Here is a 17,969-nt window from a genome sequence, read left to right as displayed (position 1 = left end):
CCCCCCCCCCCCCCCCCCCCCCCCCCCCCCCCCCCCCCCCCCCCCCCCCCCCCCCCCCCCCCCCCCCCCCCCCCCCCCCCCCCCCCCCCCCCCCCCCCCCCCCCCCCCCCCCCCCCCCCCTCCCCAAAACAAAAAACAACGTGTATAAGAGACAGCGTCTGCACCGACTACGGCCACATCACCGATGCCGACGACGACGCGGCGAAGAACGTCCTTCGTCGTGGCATTAGCTCAACCGGAGGACCCCCGGGGACGGGCTTATGCATCGAGCCGCGTTGGCGGCAGGAACCAGGAAACTCTCGCCCGAAGGCAGAACCTCGGCCCTTCAGGACCGGGAGTAGTCACGCTGCTCGTCTGTGACAAAGGCGCCAGGCGTGAAGCAGCTTCCGATCAGGATTCGGTCGGTGGATCAGGACTCGAAATCGCCATGCTCGCTCATGCGAGGGAACTGGCGCGCAAATTTGAGCGCGAAGATCTCGGTGGACGATCGGACCACCAACAGTCAGAGCTTGGATCATTTCGTACTAACGCGTCGCGCTTTGAACACCGTGTCGGGAATCCGACGATGCGAAATCATCATTAGAAAAATGGGTAAGCTTTCCAAATTCCTTCATTCTGGCGGCGCAAGCTGAATCATCTCTTCATTGGTACGGCGCTTGCTTAAAGGGGGCGGTACCACGTCTTCACGCCGTGGCGCTTAGATCCATTCGCCGTGATGGGCCCTGGACACCGGCTCTTCAACAAGTGGGGCAAATTAGCATGTCCGGTCTTGCCGCTGCGTTTCTACACCCTTCAAACAATTCACCGGCGAGGGTTTATGATCGGCTCGAACACATGATTCCGAAACTAGCACTTCGTGGGCAGGCAGGCGTCCGCGTTGCGGCTTTTATGCACAAGCAAGGCGTTCGATATGCGAGAGCCCTTCAGTCATCGTACGAGTCAGTGCGCATTGAGCACGATGAGAAGGATTCCAATTTTAGGCCCCATGTTGCAATCGCCCATATCCGCAGCCGATACCGCGGAAACAGCGATGCCGGCGACCTTCAGCCAATTCACAATAATGCGGGCAACAGCCGCCATTTGGCAATTTCATTGGATGGGGCTTTGGTCAATGCTCGCGAACTCAGGGAGGACTTGCTTGCCCAGGGTCACAGGTTCGGCGCCAACACAGATGCTGAGCTCTTGCTCAAATGGATTGAACACTCCTGTGAAAGAGACTATTGGCGGCGCGGCCTGCCCGTCAATTACGAAAATATCTTTCGCGACATTGACGATCGTGTTGATGGCGCGATCAGCGCGCTCTTCCTGGACGGAGACGGAACCCTGGTTGCATACCGAAATCGATGTGGTTTGCGTCCCTTGGAAACTATGCAAACAGATGACGGGTTCTTGCTCTTTGCTTCAGAAAATTGTGCGTTTGCCGGCCTACAGGGTAAGGCAAAGCCGCTTTTGCCGGGCCATATCAAATATGTAGACGGAAAAACTGGATGTTGCTTTGACCGTGCGGTGGCCAACGGGCGATACGAAGCCAAACTCTGCGCCTACGAAACTCTCTACGTTGGAAATCCGAACACATCGATCGAGGGCCAAACACATTCCGAAACCCGTTACAACATCGGGCTCGCTCTTGGTCGTCTTATTGCGCAGCGATTACAAGCAGAACCCTGCTCCACGTCCGCAATCGTGTCCTCCATGCCACAGACCGGAGGGCCGTACGCTGACGGACTGTTTGCATCTCTCGACGATTATGGCGTGTTCGCCCAGCGCCGGGAAGTCGTCGCAACGCAGCTTCCTCATCGAACTCTGATTGGCACACCCAGCGAACGAAAATCTCGCATTGCTGAAAAGTACCACGTGTCGGGAACTGGCATTGCAAAGAGCACGATAATAATTGTCGACGAGGCCCTCATTACTGGCGCTACCAGTCAGGCTGTCACGAGTATGCTGCTCGCCGCAGGAGCCACGGCCGTACATTGGGCGATCGGTTCGCCGCCTATAGTGGCTCCGAACTATTACGGCGTGGGCATCGACACGCTAGATGAGTTGGCATTCTGGCGCATATGGGAACGATTGACGCCCGAGCAGCGCACGCAAAGCTTTCGCTTTCACAAGATGGAGCCGCAAGTTCTCAAACTCATCGAAAGCAATATTGCGGCATCCATCAACGCAACCACGATAACGTATTTGCCGTTCGACCTTCTTTTACCGTTGCTGCCCTGCAGGAAGGATGGCTTCGATTTGTCACCGTTTACGTTCGAGATGCCAACCCCTGCGGGACAGAAGCGCGCCAACAGGAGCTTGCGCAAACTAGTGGCCGATCTTGCCTATTTGGAATCAATCCCTGCTTGAGGTCAACTCATGAAACCCGTTCTCGTCTTTGATTGGAATGGAACGCTGCTCGATGATTCATACGCACTACTTCAAACGACCAATGCGATACTAAATCGCCTTGGTCATGCATCAATCGACATAAAGACCTTTCGAGAGCATTGCGACGTTCCGCTATCTCTTCTTTATAGCAGCCTCGGAATGTCGCAAGACGAAGTTGCGATCGTGGATCGCGATGGGAGTGCAATGTTTCACGATGCCTACGAACCACTTGCGGACAGAGCCGATCTGCGCGAGGGCGCACGTAGAGTGCTGGAGCTAGCGCGCCAAGAACACGCTTCATCCATCATCCTCAGCAACCATATAGTCGCCCCGCTGCGCTCCCAATTGAGACGACTTGGAATCGATGACTACATCGACGATGTGCTCGCCTTTGAAAGCCGCGCCACTCAATACAAGTCGACGAGCAAAGGAGAGCGGCTTCGTCTCTATATGCAGAAAAACGACCTGAAGCCGGCGTCAACCTTCATCATCGGCGACATGCCGGTCGAAATAGACATCGCACGCAATCTCGGACTCATAAGCATATCCATTACTGGAGGATTCGTTTCGGATTCGCGCTTGCGGGCAGCCGAGCCAGACTACACGATCAACAATCATCATGAGCTGTTGCCGATCTTGCAAGGGCATGGCTTCTTTCGAAATGCATAAAATCATGGCCGCACAAGACCCATCACTCCACGTCGCCCCTAAAGCCGCGAAGCAGAGAATAGGCCTCATCGGCATCGGGCGCATGGGAACCGGCATGGGTATCAGCCTGTTGCGCCACCAAGTTGAGCTGCATATCAAGGCCAACAAGGACCGGTTCGGTGCGAATCGGTTGACCAGCGTAGGTGCCCATGAACACCTTTCGGTCGCTGATTTGGCGCAGCGTGTAAGTGCGGTCGTGTTATCCTTGCCTTCAAGCCGCGAGGTTGAGGCGGTGTGCCTTGGGCAAGATGGGCTGTTCGCCCGTATGCCCCGAGGGGGTTTGATAATTGACTGCACGACATCTTATCCTGCTTCCACCGTCGCACTGGCCGAGCAGGCTCAAAAACGTGGCCTAAGCTTTATAGATGCTCCAGTAACACGGAGCCCGGAACAAGCAGAGTTCGGCCTTCTCAACACGATCGTTGGATCGAGTGAAACGCTTTTTCCTGTAGCCGAAAGGATTCTTGCTACATTTTGTGAGACTGTTGTTCATGTCGGAGATGTCGGACAAGGTCACAAGATCAAGCTTGTTTACAACAGCATGACTATGGGCATAGCGGCGGTAGCCGCGGAGGTCTGCCAATTCGCGCACGGTCTTGACATCGATCTCGTAACGCTCCGCTCTTTGGTCAGTCGCGGCTCCACCAACAACGGAATATTCCAAGCCTTCGTGGCTTTTTTGTTGGGCGAGAAGCCTGATGTTCTGGCGATCTCAATTGCGAATTCAGCAAAGGATATTGAGTGCGCTGTGCGCCTGGCAGGCGATAGTGGCGTTTCGGTGCCGGTCCTGGCTGCCGCCGCGCACAAGCTAAATGTCTCAGTTGCCGCGGGTAAAGGCGAACTGACACTACCTCATTTGTCCTGCCTATAGATTCTTCGGTCTATTGAGCGCAACGAGACTATGGATATGCGAATGCGGTTCGGGCACATATATCCAGCCGGTTCGTCGCCACGCATGCGATTGTGAAAACCATAATGGTCATGGCACGTCGCCATGGCCCGACATCTCTGCGACTGTAAGCGAAGCTCCCAGCTTTCTGTATGGCGTACATATGGGTACCTTGCGGTATATGTGATCGCTGTAGTCCACCATACTAAGATCGTGAAGAGCGGCCATGGGTCCGCGGCAGCGTCGAGATCGTGACGGGAACGGGCGCCGGGGGATCTTTCGGCACCGACGCCGACGTTGCTGTCCTAGTACATCGTGCGCTGCCTAAAGGAACAACGATCCTGCTGCCGAGCGGCGTTGTTACTCTAACCCACATAAAACCAGCAAACCTTTATTCGATCATCTAAATGGGGTTGGCCGATGAATGATGGTGTAGAATTTTCCATATGCCGTGACGGCGGCGTAGCACAAAAGTAAAGCGAGCTGGTGTCACCACATGCTGACCATCCCGCACTTCGAAAAACGTATATTTTCCGACTACCATGACAACGTCGACGGCCAACTTGAAGCAATACCATACGTCGAATTTTGCTATGGCGGTGCCATGGAAGTAAGTGCGTATTTCTTCGACGCCGATATAGAGCGTGGAACTAGACGTACCGTGAAGCAGCGCGTCATCTGCATATAACGCAACCAGATGCTCCAGCTTTTGAGAGTTGAAAGTTCGCGCCCAAAGCTGCAGGAACGCGTGCACATCCAGAATAACTTGGTCGTTGTTCACGGTGAACACCTGTTCAGCGGCGCGAAGGAAGGAATGATCAAGATGGATAGTCCTCGCCTGACTGATGCGTACTCGCCTCTGGGTTCGCATCATGATGTCTTCGGAATCCCTTAAACGCCTCACGTTTCCGGCACTGGAACAGAGCAGCACTTTCCATGGCGTTTGCCACGAGCACCGAACCGTCCTTAAAGAGAGTTCGTCAGCGCCTGCTCGCATCTCCGATGACTGAGGCGGCCAGGGACCTCACAAAAACGACCGCTGCCAGATCTCTCTAGCAGCGGCCTAAGTCTAGGGAGGAAGGCAGACGAACCGGCCTGCCAGCGGATCCAAAAAGGTGTCGTTACCAGGCCGCAAACCGGAGAGTTGGACGCTCCAACGCTTCCAAATGGGACGCCGCGGAGACAACCACGGCCAAGTTACCCGATCGCACTAGCTTTCCTGATGCGCGCCCCATTCGGACGGATTTCGGACACGACGCTCGGGCCCCAAGATAGGCACATACGCCGCGCCAGCATCTCGTCCGGAGTAAGAGCGAGGATAGGCACGGGCGTGGCGCTTGCGCGATTCGGCCGCCGAATTCCCGGTTGCGGTGCAGCCGCTGACCGCTTTCGCATCAATTGCGGACGCAAGATCTCCCGCGGTGGCGGCGACGGCATGCGGCGGGTGATTTCTGCTTTGACTTGCGTGGTCTCAACCGACGACTGATAAAGGTGATGCCGGCCTGAGCGCGCGCGGGTCGAGATATTCACGCGTGGCGCAATCTCGGACGAGTTACCATCCCAGAGCGCGCCATGGCCATCCTTGCAACGGCGAGACACGATTTTCCTCCAGGTTCGTTCTTAACAACAGGTAGTCTAGACTGGGCTGAAACGCTGTATAAGATCGGCCAAACGTCCGAATGGGTAAGATCAGGTAAAAGCCGTGAGGCCCCCAGTCATCTGCAAGCTTACCAGGCACCTATCGGTCGCGCTTAAGGGCGCACCTCTGGAAATTTACGCGCCGTCCTTGCGGAGTCTTCCAGAAGGCTCCATGCTCGTCATGGCAACCTTGCCTGTCATCGACTGGAACGATTGCCTTTTGCGAGACCTCCGCGCGCTCCACAAGAAAGCATCCGTTCACGTCTATGCGGCCATGGTTATGATCGATCCCTTTGCCTGCTGGGAGGATTTTGCCGACTTATTGAAAGACGCGAAAATTTCCGGCGTCGTAAATTTTCCACCTGCGTCCATCATCGAGCGGCCCACGGCTGGCATGCCGGTTAATACCGGACTTGAGCTCGAATTTCGGCGTATGGAATGGTTCGCAAGCCTCGGATTCAAGATCTTGTTCACTGCTGCCAGGGACTCTGAAATCACCGTGGCAGAGAAGCGACTAGGGTCGCGTCTTGAAGGCATCGTGTATTTGCCGGAAGAGGCTCTTGCGCTGAGGCTTTGCGACCAGATGGAGTTGGTCAGCCTTGGCCAACAGGGATCGGCGATACCAAAGTTCTCGCTTTTGAATACGACGGCTCCGAGACGACCTGTGCGCAAGACGTGAGGGTAGGCTACTCCAAAATCCGCAGCTTCTTGATCTTGTTGTAAAGCGTCTTTCTTGAAAGCCCCAGAGAACGGGCAGTCTTGCCACGATGGAGCCTGTTTCGTTTCAAGCCTTCGATGATCCACTCGCGCTCGGAAAATGCCGCTGAGGGCCTGGTGGGGGATGCCGCGCTCAAAAGCGGCTTGAGGACGTCACTGACGATATGTGTGTCTTTCAAGCTTACAAGTTGGTTGACGATCTGGCGCAATTCTCGAAGATTGCCGGGCCAATGATGGCCCGCAAGCGCCAAGAACGCAGACTTTTCGATTGCCAGCGTTTGCGCGTTCGAATCCCCTTTGGCTTCGACCGTAAAATGCTGAATGAGCTGCGGAAGGTCTTCCAGACGATTTGGCAAAGCGGGTAGTTCTATGTCGAGCCCAGCAAAGAAGGCAAGAAGGCGGGGACATAGAACACTTGCCAAGCCCGCGCCGCGAGCCACTGTTGCCGTTGCGACGATCCGGGCGTTTGACCTTACAACGGACGCGCCGTTCAGCGGCGTGAAAGTACCCGTCTCGAGATAGTCGGCAAGACGCTCTTGCCCATCCCGCGACAGCTGATCGACATGCATTAGCAAGAGCGTAGAATCGCTTGCAGCTTCCAGGAGCGACAGTTGGCGTCTCCTGTTCTCGTCGCCCTCGGCCCCGAACAGCGCACCGACCGTGTCAATTGCAGGACCCGGCCGGCAGTGAAATAGCGCCGGCTTCGTGTGTTTCCGGTCACTGAAGGCATGAATGAGATTAGCTATTCGGCGCTTGCCTGATCCGGCCTCGCCCCAGACGAGCACAGGATTGGGATTGCCAGCCAAGCGCCTTGTGGTCTCGAGGACACGCTTCATGCCTGACGACTGCGCAATGATGCCGTGCCTGAAGCCGCTCAACTGGAGCTGGCGTTCAAGGAGATCGACCTTCTCGCGCAGCAAGTGAATCGTCTTGAAGCCCGAGGTGACCTCAAGAACCGACATTTCCAACGGGACGCGGTCGAGCGAAGAGCCGCCGATGAAGCCTTGGACACCTGTTTCGCGGCAGATATCCAAGAGCTCGTCAGGCTTCGTAATAGGTCCGCCGCCGAGCAGGCAGATCACGTTTCTGTCGATGGATTGAGCCACGCGCGCCACGGCGCTCGTGCGCGCGGCAAGCTCCGGCAGGCTGATCGATGGATCGGCCCCGCTTTCGATCCCCCGGTTGAGATTGAAGTTGATGCAGATGGCCTCAGCTCCTGCTTCGACCATGCGTCTTGCTTCGGATTGGGTGCGGGTGTAGGCGATAGTCATCAGGCCACGTCCGGCAGCCTTCACCAGGAGCTCGATTTCTCGTGCGTAGCCCAGGCCGGATTTTTCAAGCAATGATCGCCTGTAGTCATCGATATGGATGACGGACGGGAAGTTGCTGACCCCAGAGAAGCCCCATCTGATGATGCGGTCGAGAAAATCGTCGATATCGAGCTGCGGATCGAAGGTACAGGCACCGAAAAATACCGGCAATTTTGTGCTATGCAGAATCTCGGTCCGGCCAAAGCCGGCCACGAATTCGTTGGCGTTTCGGATTGGAAGGATTGAGGCCGGCGAAGAGCCTCCCATGGCGCGAAAACGGCCGGCATTGAGCGCAAGCACGAAATCTGCGCCCGCACGCTCGGCCGCTCTTGCGGTCATACCAGATCCGATTCCCGCCCCAAGCACAAACGACCGGGAGTTCCGGAAGAACTGCCTGATACTGCCGCCCTTTACCTGGTCCGTCGGCGTGTGCATGACCGGCCCGCCTCCTGCAGGGCAGGTTTGAAAGCTAGCTCCAATTTGCGGGCGCGTGCAACCGTCGTAGCGCCTTTCCGTTCAACATGAAGAGGTGGAAGTCCGCGGGCGAAGCGGCCAGACGAACCTTGCCGGACCTCTTGGGCGGCTGGGGCTTGGGTGCTTTTGCGACCACCGATTCCTTGCCAGCGTTGCCGTAGATGTAGGTGACGCTGCCAAGATGCTCGACGAAATCGACGTCAAGCTCGATTCCGATATCGGTCTGCCCCGCCACGGATGGAGAGAAATCATCCGGGCGAATTCCGAGCGCGATCGGCTTGCCGACAAGCATTTGATCAGGCAGAACGGGGACGGAGACCGTCGCACCCGCGTCGAGTTTGACGTCCATGCCCGCCGCGTGCGCCGCCTCGATGTGGCCGTTGAGGAAATTCATCTTAGGCGAGCCGATGAACCCGGCCACGAAGCGAGAAGCCGGATTGTGATAGAGCTCGTGCGGACTCCCCACTTGCTCGATGTTGCCGTCCTTGAGCACGACGATCTTGTCGGCCATCGTCATGGCCTCGACCTGGTCGTGGGTCACATAGATCATGGTGTTGCCAAGCTGCTTGTGCAGCTTGGCAATCTGCACCCGCATCTGCACCCGCAACTCGGTATCCAGGTTCGACAGCGGCTCGTCGAACAGAAACACTTTGGGTTCGCGCACGATGGCACGTCCAATCGCCACGCGCTGCCGTTGTCCTCCTGAGAGTTGCCGAGGTTTGCGCTCCAACAGGTGATCGATCTGCAACAGCGACGCAGTCTCGGCGACCCTACTAGCGATATCGTCTTTCGGCACTTTGGCCATGCGCAGAGGAAAGGCAAGGTTCTCTCGCACGGTCATGTGCGGATAAAGGGCATAGCTCTGAAACACCATGCCGAGGTTTCGGTCAGCTGCGTCAACATCGTTGACGACCTCGTTGTCGATCAAGAGCCGCCCTCCGCTGATTCGCTCCAGCCCACCGATCATTCGCAGCAGCGTCGACTTGCCCGACCCGGATGGCCCAACGAACACGACAAATTCGCCGTGATCGATCGTCAGATCGATATTCCGCAGGATCTGGATGGTCCCATAAGCCTTATTGACGCCTTCCAAACGAACATCGGACATCAGGCTCTCCTCTATCGCGAGCTTCCAACCGGCGCCGGCCTCACCTCAATCTCTTCCAGGCTGGACACGATGAAATCGGGCGGCACCAGTAATGGATCCTCTCGGGGGGGCACCCCCGTCGTAACCAGCACGGTCGGCAGGCAGGCTCGTTTCCCGGCCTGAATATCGGTCTGAATCTGGTCGCCAATCAGCAATGTGGAGCCGCGCGCCGTCCCCAGACGCGCAAGTGCGGTCTCGATCATGTGCGGCTCGGGCTTACCGACGATCACGGGCTTGACTTGCGTGGCAGCCGCCACAGCGGTGATCGTTGCTCCTGCGCCCGGCTCGTATCCGCTAGCGGTCGGCAAGAGGAGATCTGGATTAGTGCCGATGAAGGCAGCGCCGTTCAAAATCGCTTCGACCGCAATTCGCAGTTTCTCATGCGTGATCTGACGGTCGAGCCCCATGACGACAACCTGAGGCTTTCGATCGGTAACCTCGAGCCGCACATCTGCCATAGCTTTCACAAGAGACGGTGCGCCGATGACAAATACGCGCGTGAGGTCCGGGTATTTCGCACGGATCAGCTCGGCGGCGGTGATGGCGCTCGTGACAACGTCTTTCGGTGCGACGGAAAGCCCAAAACCTTCCAATTTGCGCACGACATCTTGCGGCGTATGGGTGGAATTGTTGGTCACGAAGCAGAACGGCAATCCGGCGGCCTGCCAGGCTCCAAATACCTGGATGGCATCGACAATCGCAGCGCTGCCGCGATAGACGACGCCGTCGAGATCCGAAATGATCCCTTCGATCGGCGGCCAGTTGGGGCAAGAGCTACCGCTAGCCATTCATCAGCATCCCGCCGTTTACGTGAACGATCTGCCCCGTCATGTAGGAAGCTGCAGGACTTGCGAGGAAAACGGCCAATCCTGCGATATCATCGGGTACGCCCACCCGTCCCAAGGGGATCCGGCCACTGTGGCGCGCTTCGGTCTCCTCACGCGGACGTCCGTGCATCGGCGTATCGATGATTCCTGGCGCGATTGCGTTCACATTGATCTTGAGGGGCGCACATTCGTAGGCGAGAAGCTTAGTGACGTCGTGAACGATCGCCTTGGATAAGCAATAGTCGGCGCCACCCGCCTGGTAGTTGAAGACTGCCCCCTGGGATGAAAGGGAGGAGCCGATGTTGACGATGCTGCCGCCCTTGGCTTTCATGAAGCGCTCGATCGCCAGTTTGGAGCAGTGCAAGACAGCGACCGAGTTGATCTGGATGGTGCGTTCGATCTTCTCTGGACTACCGTTCAGAAGCGGCTCTGCAGATTTGATACCGGCATTGTTGACCAGCACGTCGAGCCGGCCAAAGCGTCTGGCAACCTCGTCGAGCACCATGGTGACATCTTGCTCGCGCGCCACGTCCATGGCCATCGGCAATACCCCGTTGCCATAGGGCAAGCTTGCCAAAGTGTCCTCGAGACTTTCGAGGTTTGCATCGGTGGCAAGGACTTTCGCCCCACCTGCCCGAAACGCGTTCACGATGGCAGAGCCGATGCCGCCACCGGCTCCGGTCACGAGCACCGTCCTATCTGAGACTGAGAACTGTCCGGTCATTCCAACTCCAAGATCGTTTGAGACTTTAGAAACTCGTCAACGGCCTCGGCGCTCGGCATGGAGCTTTGAGCGCCGCGCCGCGTCACGCATAGGGCGGCCACGGCCAGGGCCATCCTCACGGCTTCCCTCAAAGACAGCCTTTGCGCGAGAGACGCGGCGAATGCTCCGTTGAAGGCGTCGCCTGCGGCCGTGGTGTCGACCACCTTGACGGGAAAAGCCCGCAAGGCGAAGGAGTGCTTTTCATCTGCATAATAGGCGCCCTGCGCACCGAGGGTGATCAGCGCGGCACGTGGCCCGAGATCGAGAAGCTTTAGCGCAGCGTGGGCGGCACTATCGAAGTCGTCGACCTCAATTCCCGTCAGCTCAAAGGCTTCCGTCTGGTTCGGCGTGACAAAATCAACGCTTCTCCACGCCGTCGATGGAAGCCCGGGCCTCACCGGCGCAGGATTAAAGATCAGTTCGAAGCGCTTGTCCCGCTTCAGCTCGAAGAGCCGGTTAAGCGCTCCGATCGCGAGGCCCATCTCGGCGACCACAATCGCATCCTGCGCGATGAACTCGGCAGCGGTCTCGATCATCTGCGAGGTGACGTTCAGATTGGCGCCGGGGTCGATGACGATCATGTTGGAGCCGTCATCCCCGACCATGACCAGGGCCGAGCCGGAGACTTCTCCCGGCGCAATCTTGACCGCATCCGTGCAAACGCCCGCCTTAGTCAGGGACTGCAACAGCCAGTGACCGGCAGCGTCTTCGCCGAGACACGTGTAGAAGTGAGGCTTCAGCCCAAGCCTGGCGGCGGCAACGGCCTGATTGGCGCCCTTCCCTCCCGGGTGGCGGGTCAGCGTTCCCATCAGGCTTTCACCGGGCGTTGGCAGCCGCTCGACGTTGAAGCAGAGGTCGAGATTGGTCGTTCCGAAGAACATCAACGGCCTGGCATTCATTTTACGGCACCGAAGGTGAGGCCACGTTCGAGGTGACGCTGGCCGATGACGATCAGAATGACCGGAATGATCATCGTCACGACCAATCCTGCGGCCATGACGGGATAGAATTGCACGCCCGGATTAAGCAGCTTGAGCAGGGCGACGGTCACCGGCGCCTTGGTTGACGAGAGAATCAGGCCAAGGGCGAAATTGTGCCAGGCGAGCAGGAAGATCAGCAACGAGGCGCCGATCAGGCCAGGCTTCAAAAGCGGAAGCACGATGTGCAACACGACCCGGACCGGCTTGGCGCCATCCATGGCGGCCGCTTCCTCGATGTCCTTCGGGATGTCTTCGATATAGGAGCGGCTTAGCCAAACGATCATTGGCAATGTGACGACCTGGTAGACCCAGATCATGCCGATATAAGTGTCATAGAGTCCAATGGTCTGGAACACGCTGAAGAGCGGAATGACAACCAGCAGCGCCGGCGCAAAACGGAAGCCCAAAATGAAGAAGGCAATGTCTTCCTTGAGGGGAATGTCGCGCCTCGCCAGGACGTAGCCCGCGGGCAGCCCGACGATCAGGGACACGATGACAGAGCCAAGCGCGATGACAACGCTGTTCGAGATCGGCGTCAGGAAATCGACCTTGATGGTGCCGTAGCTGGTGGCGCCTGCCTGGGCAACGTCGAACAAGACGCGAAAGTTTTCCAATGTCGGCGAGAACAGGAAGGTCGGTGGCCAGGTCATCACCTCTGCCTGCTGCTTCAGCGACATCATCACGATCCAAATGAGCGGAAAGGCCAGGATCAGTGCGCAAATGCCGACGAGCAGGTTGAGGATCAAATTCGCGGAGGTCGTGCGTTTCAATCGCATACGTTGCCTCCTCAACTAACGCGCTGGCGGACGAAGCGCCACAGCTTGACCATGGTGAAGGTCCCAACCAGCACGATCAACCAATTGACGACCATAAGAGCTGCCCCACGTCCAAAGGCGAGATTTTGGAAGGCAGTGACGTAGGCGCGGACGGACAGGACGGAGGTGCTATTTCCGGGACCGCCTTGCGTTGTCCCGAAGATGATGTCGAACTGATTGAGGGATTCGATCAGTCGAAATACTGCGGCGATCAGTATGTAGGGAGCAATTAGCGGCAACTCGATATGCACAAAGGTTGCCCATCCCTTCGCACCATTGACACGGGCGGCCTCTCTCACCTCTTCATTGATGCCCTGCAGGCCAGCGAAGATGATAAGCGCAAAAAATGGCGTGTAGGTCCATACGTCGATCAGGACCAGGGAGAACATTGCGGTGGTTGGATCTGAAATCCATGCAAATCGGCCGATCCCGACAAGAGACAGCAAGTAGTTCATGATCCCGTTCTGCGGGTCCATCATCGTCGTCCACATGAGCGCAACGCTCATCGGCGGCAGGACGAGAGGCAACAGAATGACCGGCCGCATCACGCGCGCAAGGAAGACTTCAGTTGCGAACAGCTTGGCAAGTGCTAGTCCGAATGCAGCCTCCACAATTACGGCCGATCCGGCGTAGACAAGAGTGGCGCGAACGCTGTTCCAGAAATCCTCTGTCTTGATCAGCACGACATAGTTGCTGAGGCCGACGAAGTGGACCAGCAGCCGACCGAACTTGAGGTCTGTGAGCGACTGAAAGACACCATAGAAGAACAGGAACAGAAATCCGAGCAAGATGATGATAGCCGGAGCGATCGCCGCAATGCTCCACCAGTCGAAGCGCGGCTCCTCGGCGCGCCTTTCTACCCTATCTTTTGACATGGAGAGTTGGCTGGCCGACGACTGTAGCGTCACGATTCCGTCGGATCCTCGAAGGTCCATGTCACCAGATCTCTATGATGCGAAAGGGGCGGCAATTACACCTGTCGCCCTGCTTTGCCATTCACATGGACGAACGGATCTCTGACGCAAGATCAACCAGCGTCGCCCTCACGTCAGCTCCATTGACCATCTTCTGCATGGCGACGGCCCAAGCATTCATTGCTTCGGCAAAGCCTACGCGCGGCGTAAAGGCAAGTGTAGCCCTGTCCTGCACGATCTTGAACGTCGCGACGAAGTTGTTGAACTCCGGCTTTGCTGCATATTCGAGCCACGTCTTGTCGCTCCACGTGGAGGCGCGCGGAGAGTTGACGAGCTTGCCGGCAACAGCGCCATTCAACTCGACCCGCTTTGACGTTGCCCACTGGATGAACAGCCAGGCTGCTCCCTTCTTCTGGGACGCAGCGTTCATTGCAAGAGACCAGATCCAGATATTGGATTCGAAGGTCTTGGTGTTCGGGCCGTGTAACGGAGGCGCGAATGCGATCTTACCCGAGGCGGGCTTGCCGGCCACGTCATTCCAAAAACCGAACATGTTGGAATCGATCGCCATTGCTGTTCGCCCTGAATTGATGCCATCGACCACCTGGTACCAATTGTCATTGGCAAAGGACGGAGCCGCGCACTTCTTGATCATATCCACGTAGTCCTTGTGGAACGCGATCGACTCGGGCGAGTCCAGCCCTGTCTCCAGCTTGCCATCCTTGATGACGAAATCGCGCACGCCATACGATTTGGCAATCGAGATTGCAGCGGTGTGGATGCTGCTCCAAAACCGCACGCCACGGACGCCTAATGGCGTAATCGCGGGGTCCGCAGACTTCAGCTTCTCGCAGGCGGCGGACATCTCCGGCGGAGTCGTCGGAACGTTGATGCCGTATTTGTCGAGAATGTCCTTACGGTAGAACAGCTGGATGTTTTCAAAGCCATGCGGGATGGCCCACACCTGCCCGCTTCCCGCCTCGATCTGCCCTTCCTTCACCTTCCAGGTCAGTGAATCCCGCAGTGCAGGGAAGAAATCCTTGTAGTCATAGGTCGCCGCGGTGAGTTTTGGGTCGTTCAGATAACGATCGAGCGGTTCAAGCAACTGGCCTGGTGCGAGATCCCAGGCGGGCTGAATCCCGGTACCCACGACGTCCCAGCTTGGTGACTTTGTGCTGAGCTGGATCGTCAGCTTATTCCAATAGGCATCGTCCGGATAAAGCTCCGGCGTCACCTTGATGCCCGTGAGCTTCTCGAACTCCGGCAACTGGGCTGCGACCGCGTCGGCATACGGATGAATGTCGTATGCCCAGACGATCGACGTGCCCTCGAACTGCCGCCAATTGATGTCGTCCGCATTGGCTTGAGTAACCGCTACGGCTGTTCCGGCCCAAAGCGTGGAGCAGATCAGAGCGCTTCTGGCAAAATTGGCCGAATGGCCGCGAAAAGCGGCGAGCTTCCTTGGCATTTTTCCCTCCGATGGGCTCTTTGGCCCGCAAAACCACTCGCCTTCCTCTTCCCGAAAGGCCGCAGCTGCGCGAAGGCTAGCCGCCATTCTTTCGCCGCTAGCGGCCTTTCAAGACAGAGGTTGGGTAAAATTGGGTAATTTGGAAATGAGAGTCGCGCGTTGGCATCTCGCTACCACGACCCCGACAGCGGATCGTTCAAGCCGTTGGTCGCTCTCTCCACCACAGAAACACAATCCGACGGCGAAGGCGGAAGCGTCCCAGCAGAACGTCCGCAATCCGAATCCTCCGCCCTGAATTGCGCTTCGTCTCCCTCGTAGATCAGCCCTGATTCGCTGATGTGGGACTGGATCGGGCCTAAGAAGCCACGTTAGGCGACCAACTGCCAAGACGAGAGTCGCGACATGGCTCACAGCTCTTTCTATGCAGTGGCGCACTAGCGACGATGTCCGCCTTCACCTAGCGAGCATAGCGGACGCTCAGAGCTCTCGAATCTTAGAAGAATATCGACGTGGACACCAACAAGTTCAACGCATGTCCCGTACGGGGTGTGTATGTGATGCTTGTCGGATTATTGATGTATGTCAGTCCCAAGCTTGAATATATCCCCGGCGCCAGATGCGCCGTGTATGTTCCAGAAATCGCTGTACTGTCGCGATGCGCAAAATGGCCCTTGGCCAAGGCAGCATCCACCGCGAAGTTGCTCCACGCAGTGGAGGTGGCAACAATAGCAATCTGATCGTGCGGCCGGCTGTCAAACAGCCCCTTCGCATAAAGACGAAGCTCATAGTACTGACTGACTCGATTTAAGTCAGGCGGCGCGTACATGACGGAAAATCCCGCATAGATGCCACGAGTTGCCGAGCCTTGGGCATCAGACTGCCAGAGTTGCCTGTCCGCGGCGATGTAATAGATGCTATTGCCGCTGGCTCTCGGTTGAGTCGGATGCTGCAAGTCCGTGAAGCTGCTGTTGTTGAATCCGGCACCAGCCCGCAACCAAGTCTCGGGCAAGCCTGGAGCAGCCTTGTTCTTGTAGCCGGTTTCGTCGAGAAAAAGAACGCCCGCGTTGGTCGTACTCCAGTTCAAGCCGGTCGGATTTTCAGCGATCTGCGCAGATTGACCGTCTGGACTGAGTGAACGCTGTATTGAGGCTTTATTGTAGAAGCGGTCATCAAAATTGTACTTCAGATTGAGAGCTGGCGTCGGCGCCGCATTGTTGCTCATGCCTGCTTGGTACAAGATATTCGATGATGCTCCAAACACGTTGACTGCTGCGTTCCCTCCGACCACCGTGCCTACGAACTCATTTATGTTTCTGAGGTAACCGAATTTGAGTTCGAGCTTCCCGTCGAAAGCGGTCTGATAGTAAGCAATCGTATTGATCCCGACTCTATCTGGCCCGCCAGGCTTCCATGTCCAATATTGCTGCTCGGCTCCCACGATGATCTGACCATCGCGAATCCCAAACCGGCTGAGATCGTACGTCACGATCATGACGTTTACGGTATTAAACGTCGGGTTCTGGCCGACATATAGCTGATCGCGGATGGTGCTTCTTGCTGCATTCGGCAGTTGATTGACGACGAAGGTATTGACTGTCCCGCCGACATAGCCGATCCCGACCTCTTCCAGCGCAGATCTAACGCCGCCGTGATCCTGATCTATCGTATCGGCCGGCCCGGGAATATTGAGCCACATACCTTTTTCCTGGAGGTGCGCGAACTTTGCAAAGGGGACGGCCTTCGTCTGAGTTCCATTCGTCGCAAGAAGCGCCGCACCGTCGGATTTTGGCGCAAGTAAGTTCGTATTTTGAGCGGGCGCCGCGCTAGTGATGAGACGCCCGGCTCGTTGGGACCGACCGCTTCGGGATTTGATAGCCGTCAGGTTTTTCTTTTGAATTCTTTCCGGCCCAATCTCACGCGAAGTGTCGTTTTTGGGGCTAGGCTCGTTGGCAGCTTCTGCTCGCGCCGCTCCCCCGACGGAACTCGCGGCGAGAGACAGTGCAACAGCAAAGCATCTCTGCGCGCTCGCTTCATGAACCTTCGTCTTCAGCGCGTGAGCCACGAGACAAAGCAACTGACGAGAGCGACGCCACGAGACCTTTGACACCTGAGTTCTCGACGATCGCACAAGACAGCTTGCTCTCGACTTCCATGAAACGAGAGAGATTGCAGTAGAAGTAGACCCCATGGCTGCAGATGACGAGGCAGCAGATTCATCAGGCCCGTCGTTGTTGCGGCCAGATCCATATCGCATCCCGACGTCCTTGACGTGAGGGGCACCACTCTCGTTGACGCACGATTGCCATGTGCCCGCCGGCTGCATCAATTGCCAAAGTTGGTAGGTGACCGGGGCTTAGGCGCTGCTTATCGATTCGCGTGCTCAATTTCCAACGGACAGCGCGTTCGATTGAATACTCGCTTCTCCAGGGCATTCCGCTCCGAGAGGTGGATGTAAAAACCATTTCAGGACGCTGGCTCGTTACGGACACTGAGACGCGCAAAGCACGCTCTTGGCATGGTCGCCACGAAGTCGTCGGATCGCCCGCTGGAAGAGGTTGGCTTTCCCGCTCATAGCGTGCTTCGCAAAGACATGGGATCGACCACCGCGGAAGCGCTTGCAGAGCGGCAAGCCGGTTTTGCTGACGCGCAATAAGTTCGCGCGGATAGACGACACACATTCAATCTACTGAACCGCTCTGGATTGGACGGCATTCGAGCTTCGCCCAAGACCAACGAAACGTGCTGACTCTGGTTCAGAAGGCGCGGCGGCTCGGCAAGTGTCGAGGCCAATACGCGGAAGAAAACCGATCGAGAGACGCGCATGAACCTAAAGGAGGACATTCTTTCGAATGAAGAGCGCCTGTGCTGACGCGGCAAAACCAACGTTCTTGCGGTTCATTCATTGCAGGTCTACGCAGCTCCATCAACCCGATGCGACCTCTCCGGGAA

14 protein-coding genes are annotated in these 17,969 nt (G+C 57.1%); 4 read left to right on the top strand and 10 right to left on the bottom strand.

What is annotated here, in order from left to right; translation table 11 throughout:
* The first annotated feature begins 759 nt into the window (after positions 1–759).
* The 3 genes from ACV1FX_RS17790 to ACV1FX_RS17780 are packed head-to-tail and all read left to right on the top strand — an operon-like array spanning position 760 to position 3,949.
* Positions 760–2,349 (top strand): amidophosphoribosyltransferase, encoded by a 1,590-nt coding sequence (locus ACV1FX_RS17790; protein ID WP_473118832.1) that lies wholly within the window; start codon positions 760–762, stop codon positions 2,347–2,349.
* 9 nt (positions 2,350–2,358) lie between these two features.
* Positions 2,359–3,039 carry an HAD family hydrolase gene (locus ACV1FX_RS17785; RefSeq protein ID WP_473118831.1) on the top strand — a complete coding sequence of 227 codons (681 nt, stop codon included), beginning with the start codon at positions 2,359–2,361 and terminating at the stop codon, positions 3,037–3,039.
* A 4-nt stretch (positions 3,040–3,043) separates the two neighbouring features.
* The gene (locus tag ACV1FX_RS17780) at positions 3,044–3,949 is read left to right on the top strand and encodes an NAD(P)-dependent oxidoreductase (RefSeq protein ID WP_473118830.1); all 906 of its coding nucleotides are present in this window, start codon (positions 3,044–3,046) and stop codon (positions 3,947–3,949) included.
* Positions 3,950–4,370: 421 nt separating this feature from the next.
* Here the strand turns inward: ACV1FX_RS17780 and ACV1FX_RS17775 are convergent, their stop codons facing one another.
* Positions 4,371–4,841: a nuclear transport factor 2 family protein gene (locus tag ACV1FX_RS17775; RefSeq protein WP_473118829.1), complete on the bottom strand. Its 471-nt coding sequence runs from the start codon at positions 4,839–4,841 to the stop codon at positions 4,371–4,373.
* Positions 4,842–5,777: 936 nt separating this feature from the next.
* Between ACV1FX_RS17775 and ACV1FX_RS17770 the strand changes: the two genes are divergently transcribed.
* Positions 5,778–6,284 (top strand): hypothetical protein, encoded by a 507-nt coding sequence (locus tag ACV1FX_RS17770; RefSeq protein ID WP_473118828.1) that lies wholly within the window; start codon positions 5,778–5,780, stop codon positions 6,282–6,284.
* A gap of 7 nt (positions 6,285–6,291) precedes the next feature.
* Here the strand turns inward: ACV1FX_RS17770 and ACV1FX_RS17765 are convergent, their stop codons facing one another.
* The 9 genes from ACV1FX_RS17765 to ACV1FX_RS17725 all read right to left on the bottom strand — a co-directional run bounded on the left by ACV1FX_RS17765 (position 6,292) and on the right by ACV1FX_RS17725 (position 17,082).
* Positions 6,292–8,067: a phosphoenolpyruvate hydrolase family protein gene (locus tag ACV1FX_RS17765; RefSeq protein WP_473118827.1), complete on the bottom strand. Its 1,776-nt coding sequence runs from the start codon at positions 8,065–8,067 to the stop codon at positions 6,292–6,294.
* Between the two features lie 34 nt (positions 8,068–8,101).
* Positions 8,102–9,214: an ABC transporter ATP-binding protein gene (locus tag ACV1FX_RS17760; RefSeq protein ID WP_473118826.1), complete on the bottom strand. Its 1,113-nt coding sequence runs from the start codon at positions 9,212–9,214 to the stop codon at positions 8,102–8,104.
* A gap of 11 nt (positions 9,215–9,225) precedes the next feature.
* The gene (locus ACV1FX_RS17755) at positions 9,226–10,041 is read right to left on the bottom strand and encodes an HAD-IIA family hydrolase (RefSeq protein ID WP_473118825.1); all 816 of its coding nucleotides are present in this window, start codon (positions 10,039–10,041) and stop codon (positions 9,226–9,228) included.
* Positions 10,034–10,804: an SDR family NAD(P)-dependent oxidoreductase gene (locus tag ACV1FX_RS17750; RefSeq protein ID WP_254103563.1), complete on the bottom strand. Its 771-nt coding sequence runs from the start codon at positions 10,802–10,804 to the stop codon at positions 10,034–10,036. Before ACV1FX_RS17750 ends, ACV1FX_RS17755 begins: the two co-directional genes overlap by 8 nt.
* The gene (locus ACV1FX_RS17745; RefSeq protein WP_473118824.1) at positions 10,801–11,742 is read right to left on the bottom strand and encodes a ribokinase; all 942 of its coding nucleotides are present in this window, start codon (positions 11,740–11,742) and stop codon (positions 10,801–10,803) included. Before ACV1FX_RS17745 ends, ACV1FX_RS17750 begins: the two co-directional genes overlap by 4 nt.
* Complete coding sequence (locus ACV1FX_RS17740; RefSeq protein ID WP_254103561.1) at positions 11,739–12,599, bottom strand: carbohydrate ABC transporter permease; 861 nt, start codon at positions 12,597–12,599, stop codon at positions 11,739–11,741. The genes ACV1FX_RS17745 and ACV1FX_RS17740 overlap by 4 nt, the downstream gene beginning before the upstream one ends.
* Before the next feature lie 11 nt (positions 12,600–12,610).
* On the bottom strand, positions 12,611–13,573 hold the full coding sequence (locus ACV1FX_RS17735) for a carbohydrate ABC transporter permease (RefSeq protein WP_473118823.1): 963 nt from the start codon (positions 13,571–13,573) through the stop codon (positions 12,611–12,613).
* Between the two features lie 61 nt (positions 13,574–13,634).
* Positions 13,635–15,020 carry an ABC transporter substrate-binding protein gene (locus ACV1FX_RS17730; RefSeq protein ID WP_473118822.1) on the bottom strand — a complete coding sequence of 462 codons (1,386 nt, stop codon included), beginning with the start codon at positions 15,018–15,020 and terminating at the stop codon, positions 13,635–13,637.
* Positions 15,021–15,513: 493 nt separating this feature from the next.
* Entirely contained in the window at positions 15,514–17,082 is a 1,569-nt protein-coding gene (locus tag ACV1FX_RS17725; protein WP_473118821.1) for a carbohydrate porin, read from the bottom strand.
* Positions 17,083–17,969 lie beyond the last annotated feature (887 nt).

This window comes from Bradyrhizobium ingae (assembly GCF_055791185.1).
This window is presented reverse-complemented; position numbering and strand designations above follow the sequence as displayed.

Excerpts from the sequence above, each read along its gene's own strand:
- ACV1FX_RS17745 (WP_473118824.1), bottom strand. The coding sequence starts at position 11,742 with ATGAATGCCAGGCCGTTGATGTTCTTCGGAACGACCAATCTCGACCTC.
- ACV1FX_RS17750 (WP_254103563.1), bottom strand. The coding sequence starts at position 10,804 with ATGACCGGACAGTTCTCAGTCTCAGATAGGACGGTGCTCGTGACCGGA.
- ACV1FX_RS17785 (WP_473118831.1), top strand. The coding sequence starts at position 2,359 with ATGAAACCCGTTCTCGTCTTTGATTGGAATGGAACGCTGCTCGATGAT.
- ACV1FX_RS17730 (WP_473118822.1), bottom strand. The coding sequence starts at position 15,020 with ATGCCAAGGAAGCTCGCCGCTTTTCGCGGCCATTCGGCCAATTTTGCC.
- ACV1FX_RS17790 (WP_473118832.1), top strand. The coding sequence starts at position 760 with ATGTCCGGTCTTGCCGCTGCGTTTCTACACCCTTCAAACAATTCACCG.
- ACV1FX_RS17740 (WP_254103561.1), bottom strand. The coding sequence starts at position 12,599 with ATGCGATTGAAACGCACGACCTCCGCGAATTTGATCCTCAACCTGCTC.
- ACV1FX_RS17760 (WP_473118826.1), bottom strand. The coding sequence starts at position 9,214 with ATGTCCGATGTTCGTTTGGAAGGCGTCAATAAGGCTTATGGGACCATC.
- ACV1FX_RS17770 (WP_473118828.1), top strand. The coding sequence starts at position 5,778 with ATGCTCGTCATGGCAACCTTGCCTGTCATCGACTGGAACGATTGCCTT.
- ACV1FX_RS17765 (WP_473118827.1), bottom strand. The coding sequence starts at position 8,067 with ATGCACACGCCGACGGACCAGGTAAAGGGCGGCAGTATCAGGCAGTTC.
- ACV1FX_RS17775 (WP_473118829.1), bottom strand. The coding sequence starts at position 4,841 with ATGATGCGAACCCAGAGGCGAGTACGCATCAGTCAGGCGAGGACTATC.
- ACV1FX_RS17755 (WP_473118825.1), bottom strand. The coding sequence starts at position 10,041 with ATGGCTAGCGGTAGCTCTTGCCCCAACTGGCCGCCGATCGAAGGGATC.
- ACV1FX_RS17735 (WP_473118823.1), bottom strand. The coding sequence starts at position 13,573 with ATGGACCTTCGAGGATCCGACGGAATCGTGACGCTACAGTCGTCGGCC.
- ACV1FX_RS17780 (WP_473118830.1), top strand. The coding sequence starts at position 3,044 with ATGGCCGCACAAGACCCATCACTCCACGTCGCCCCTAAAGCCGCGAAG.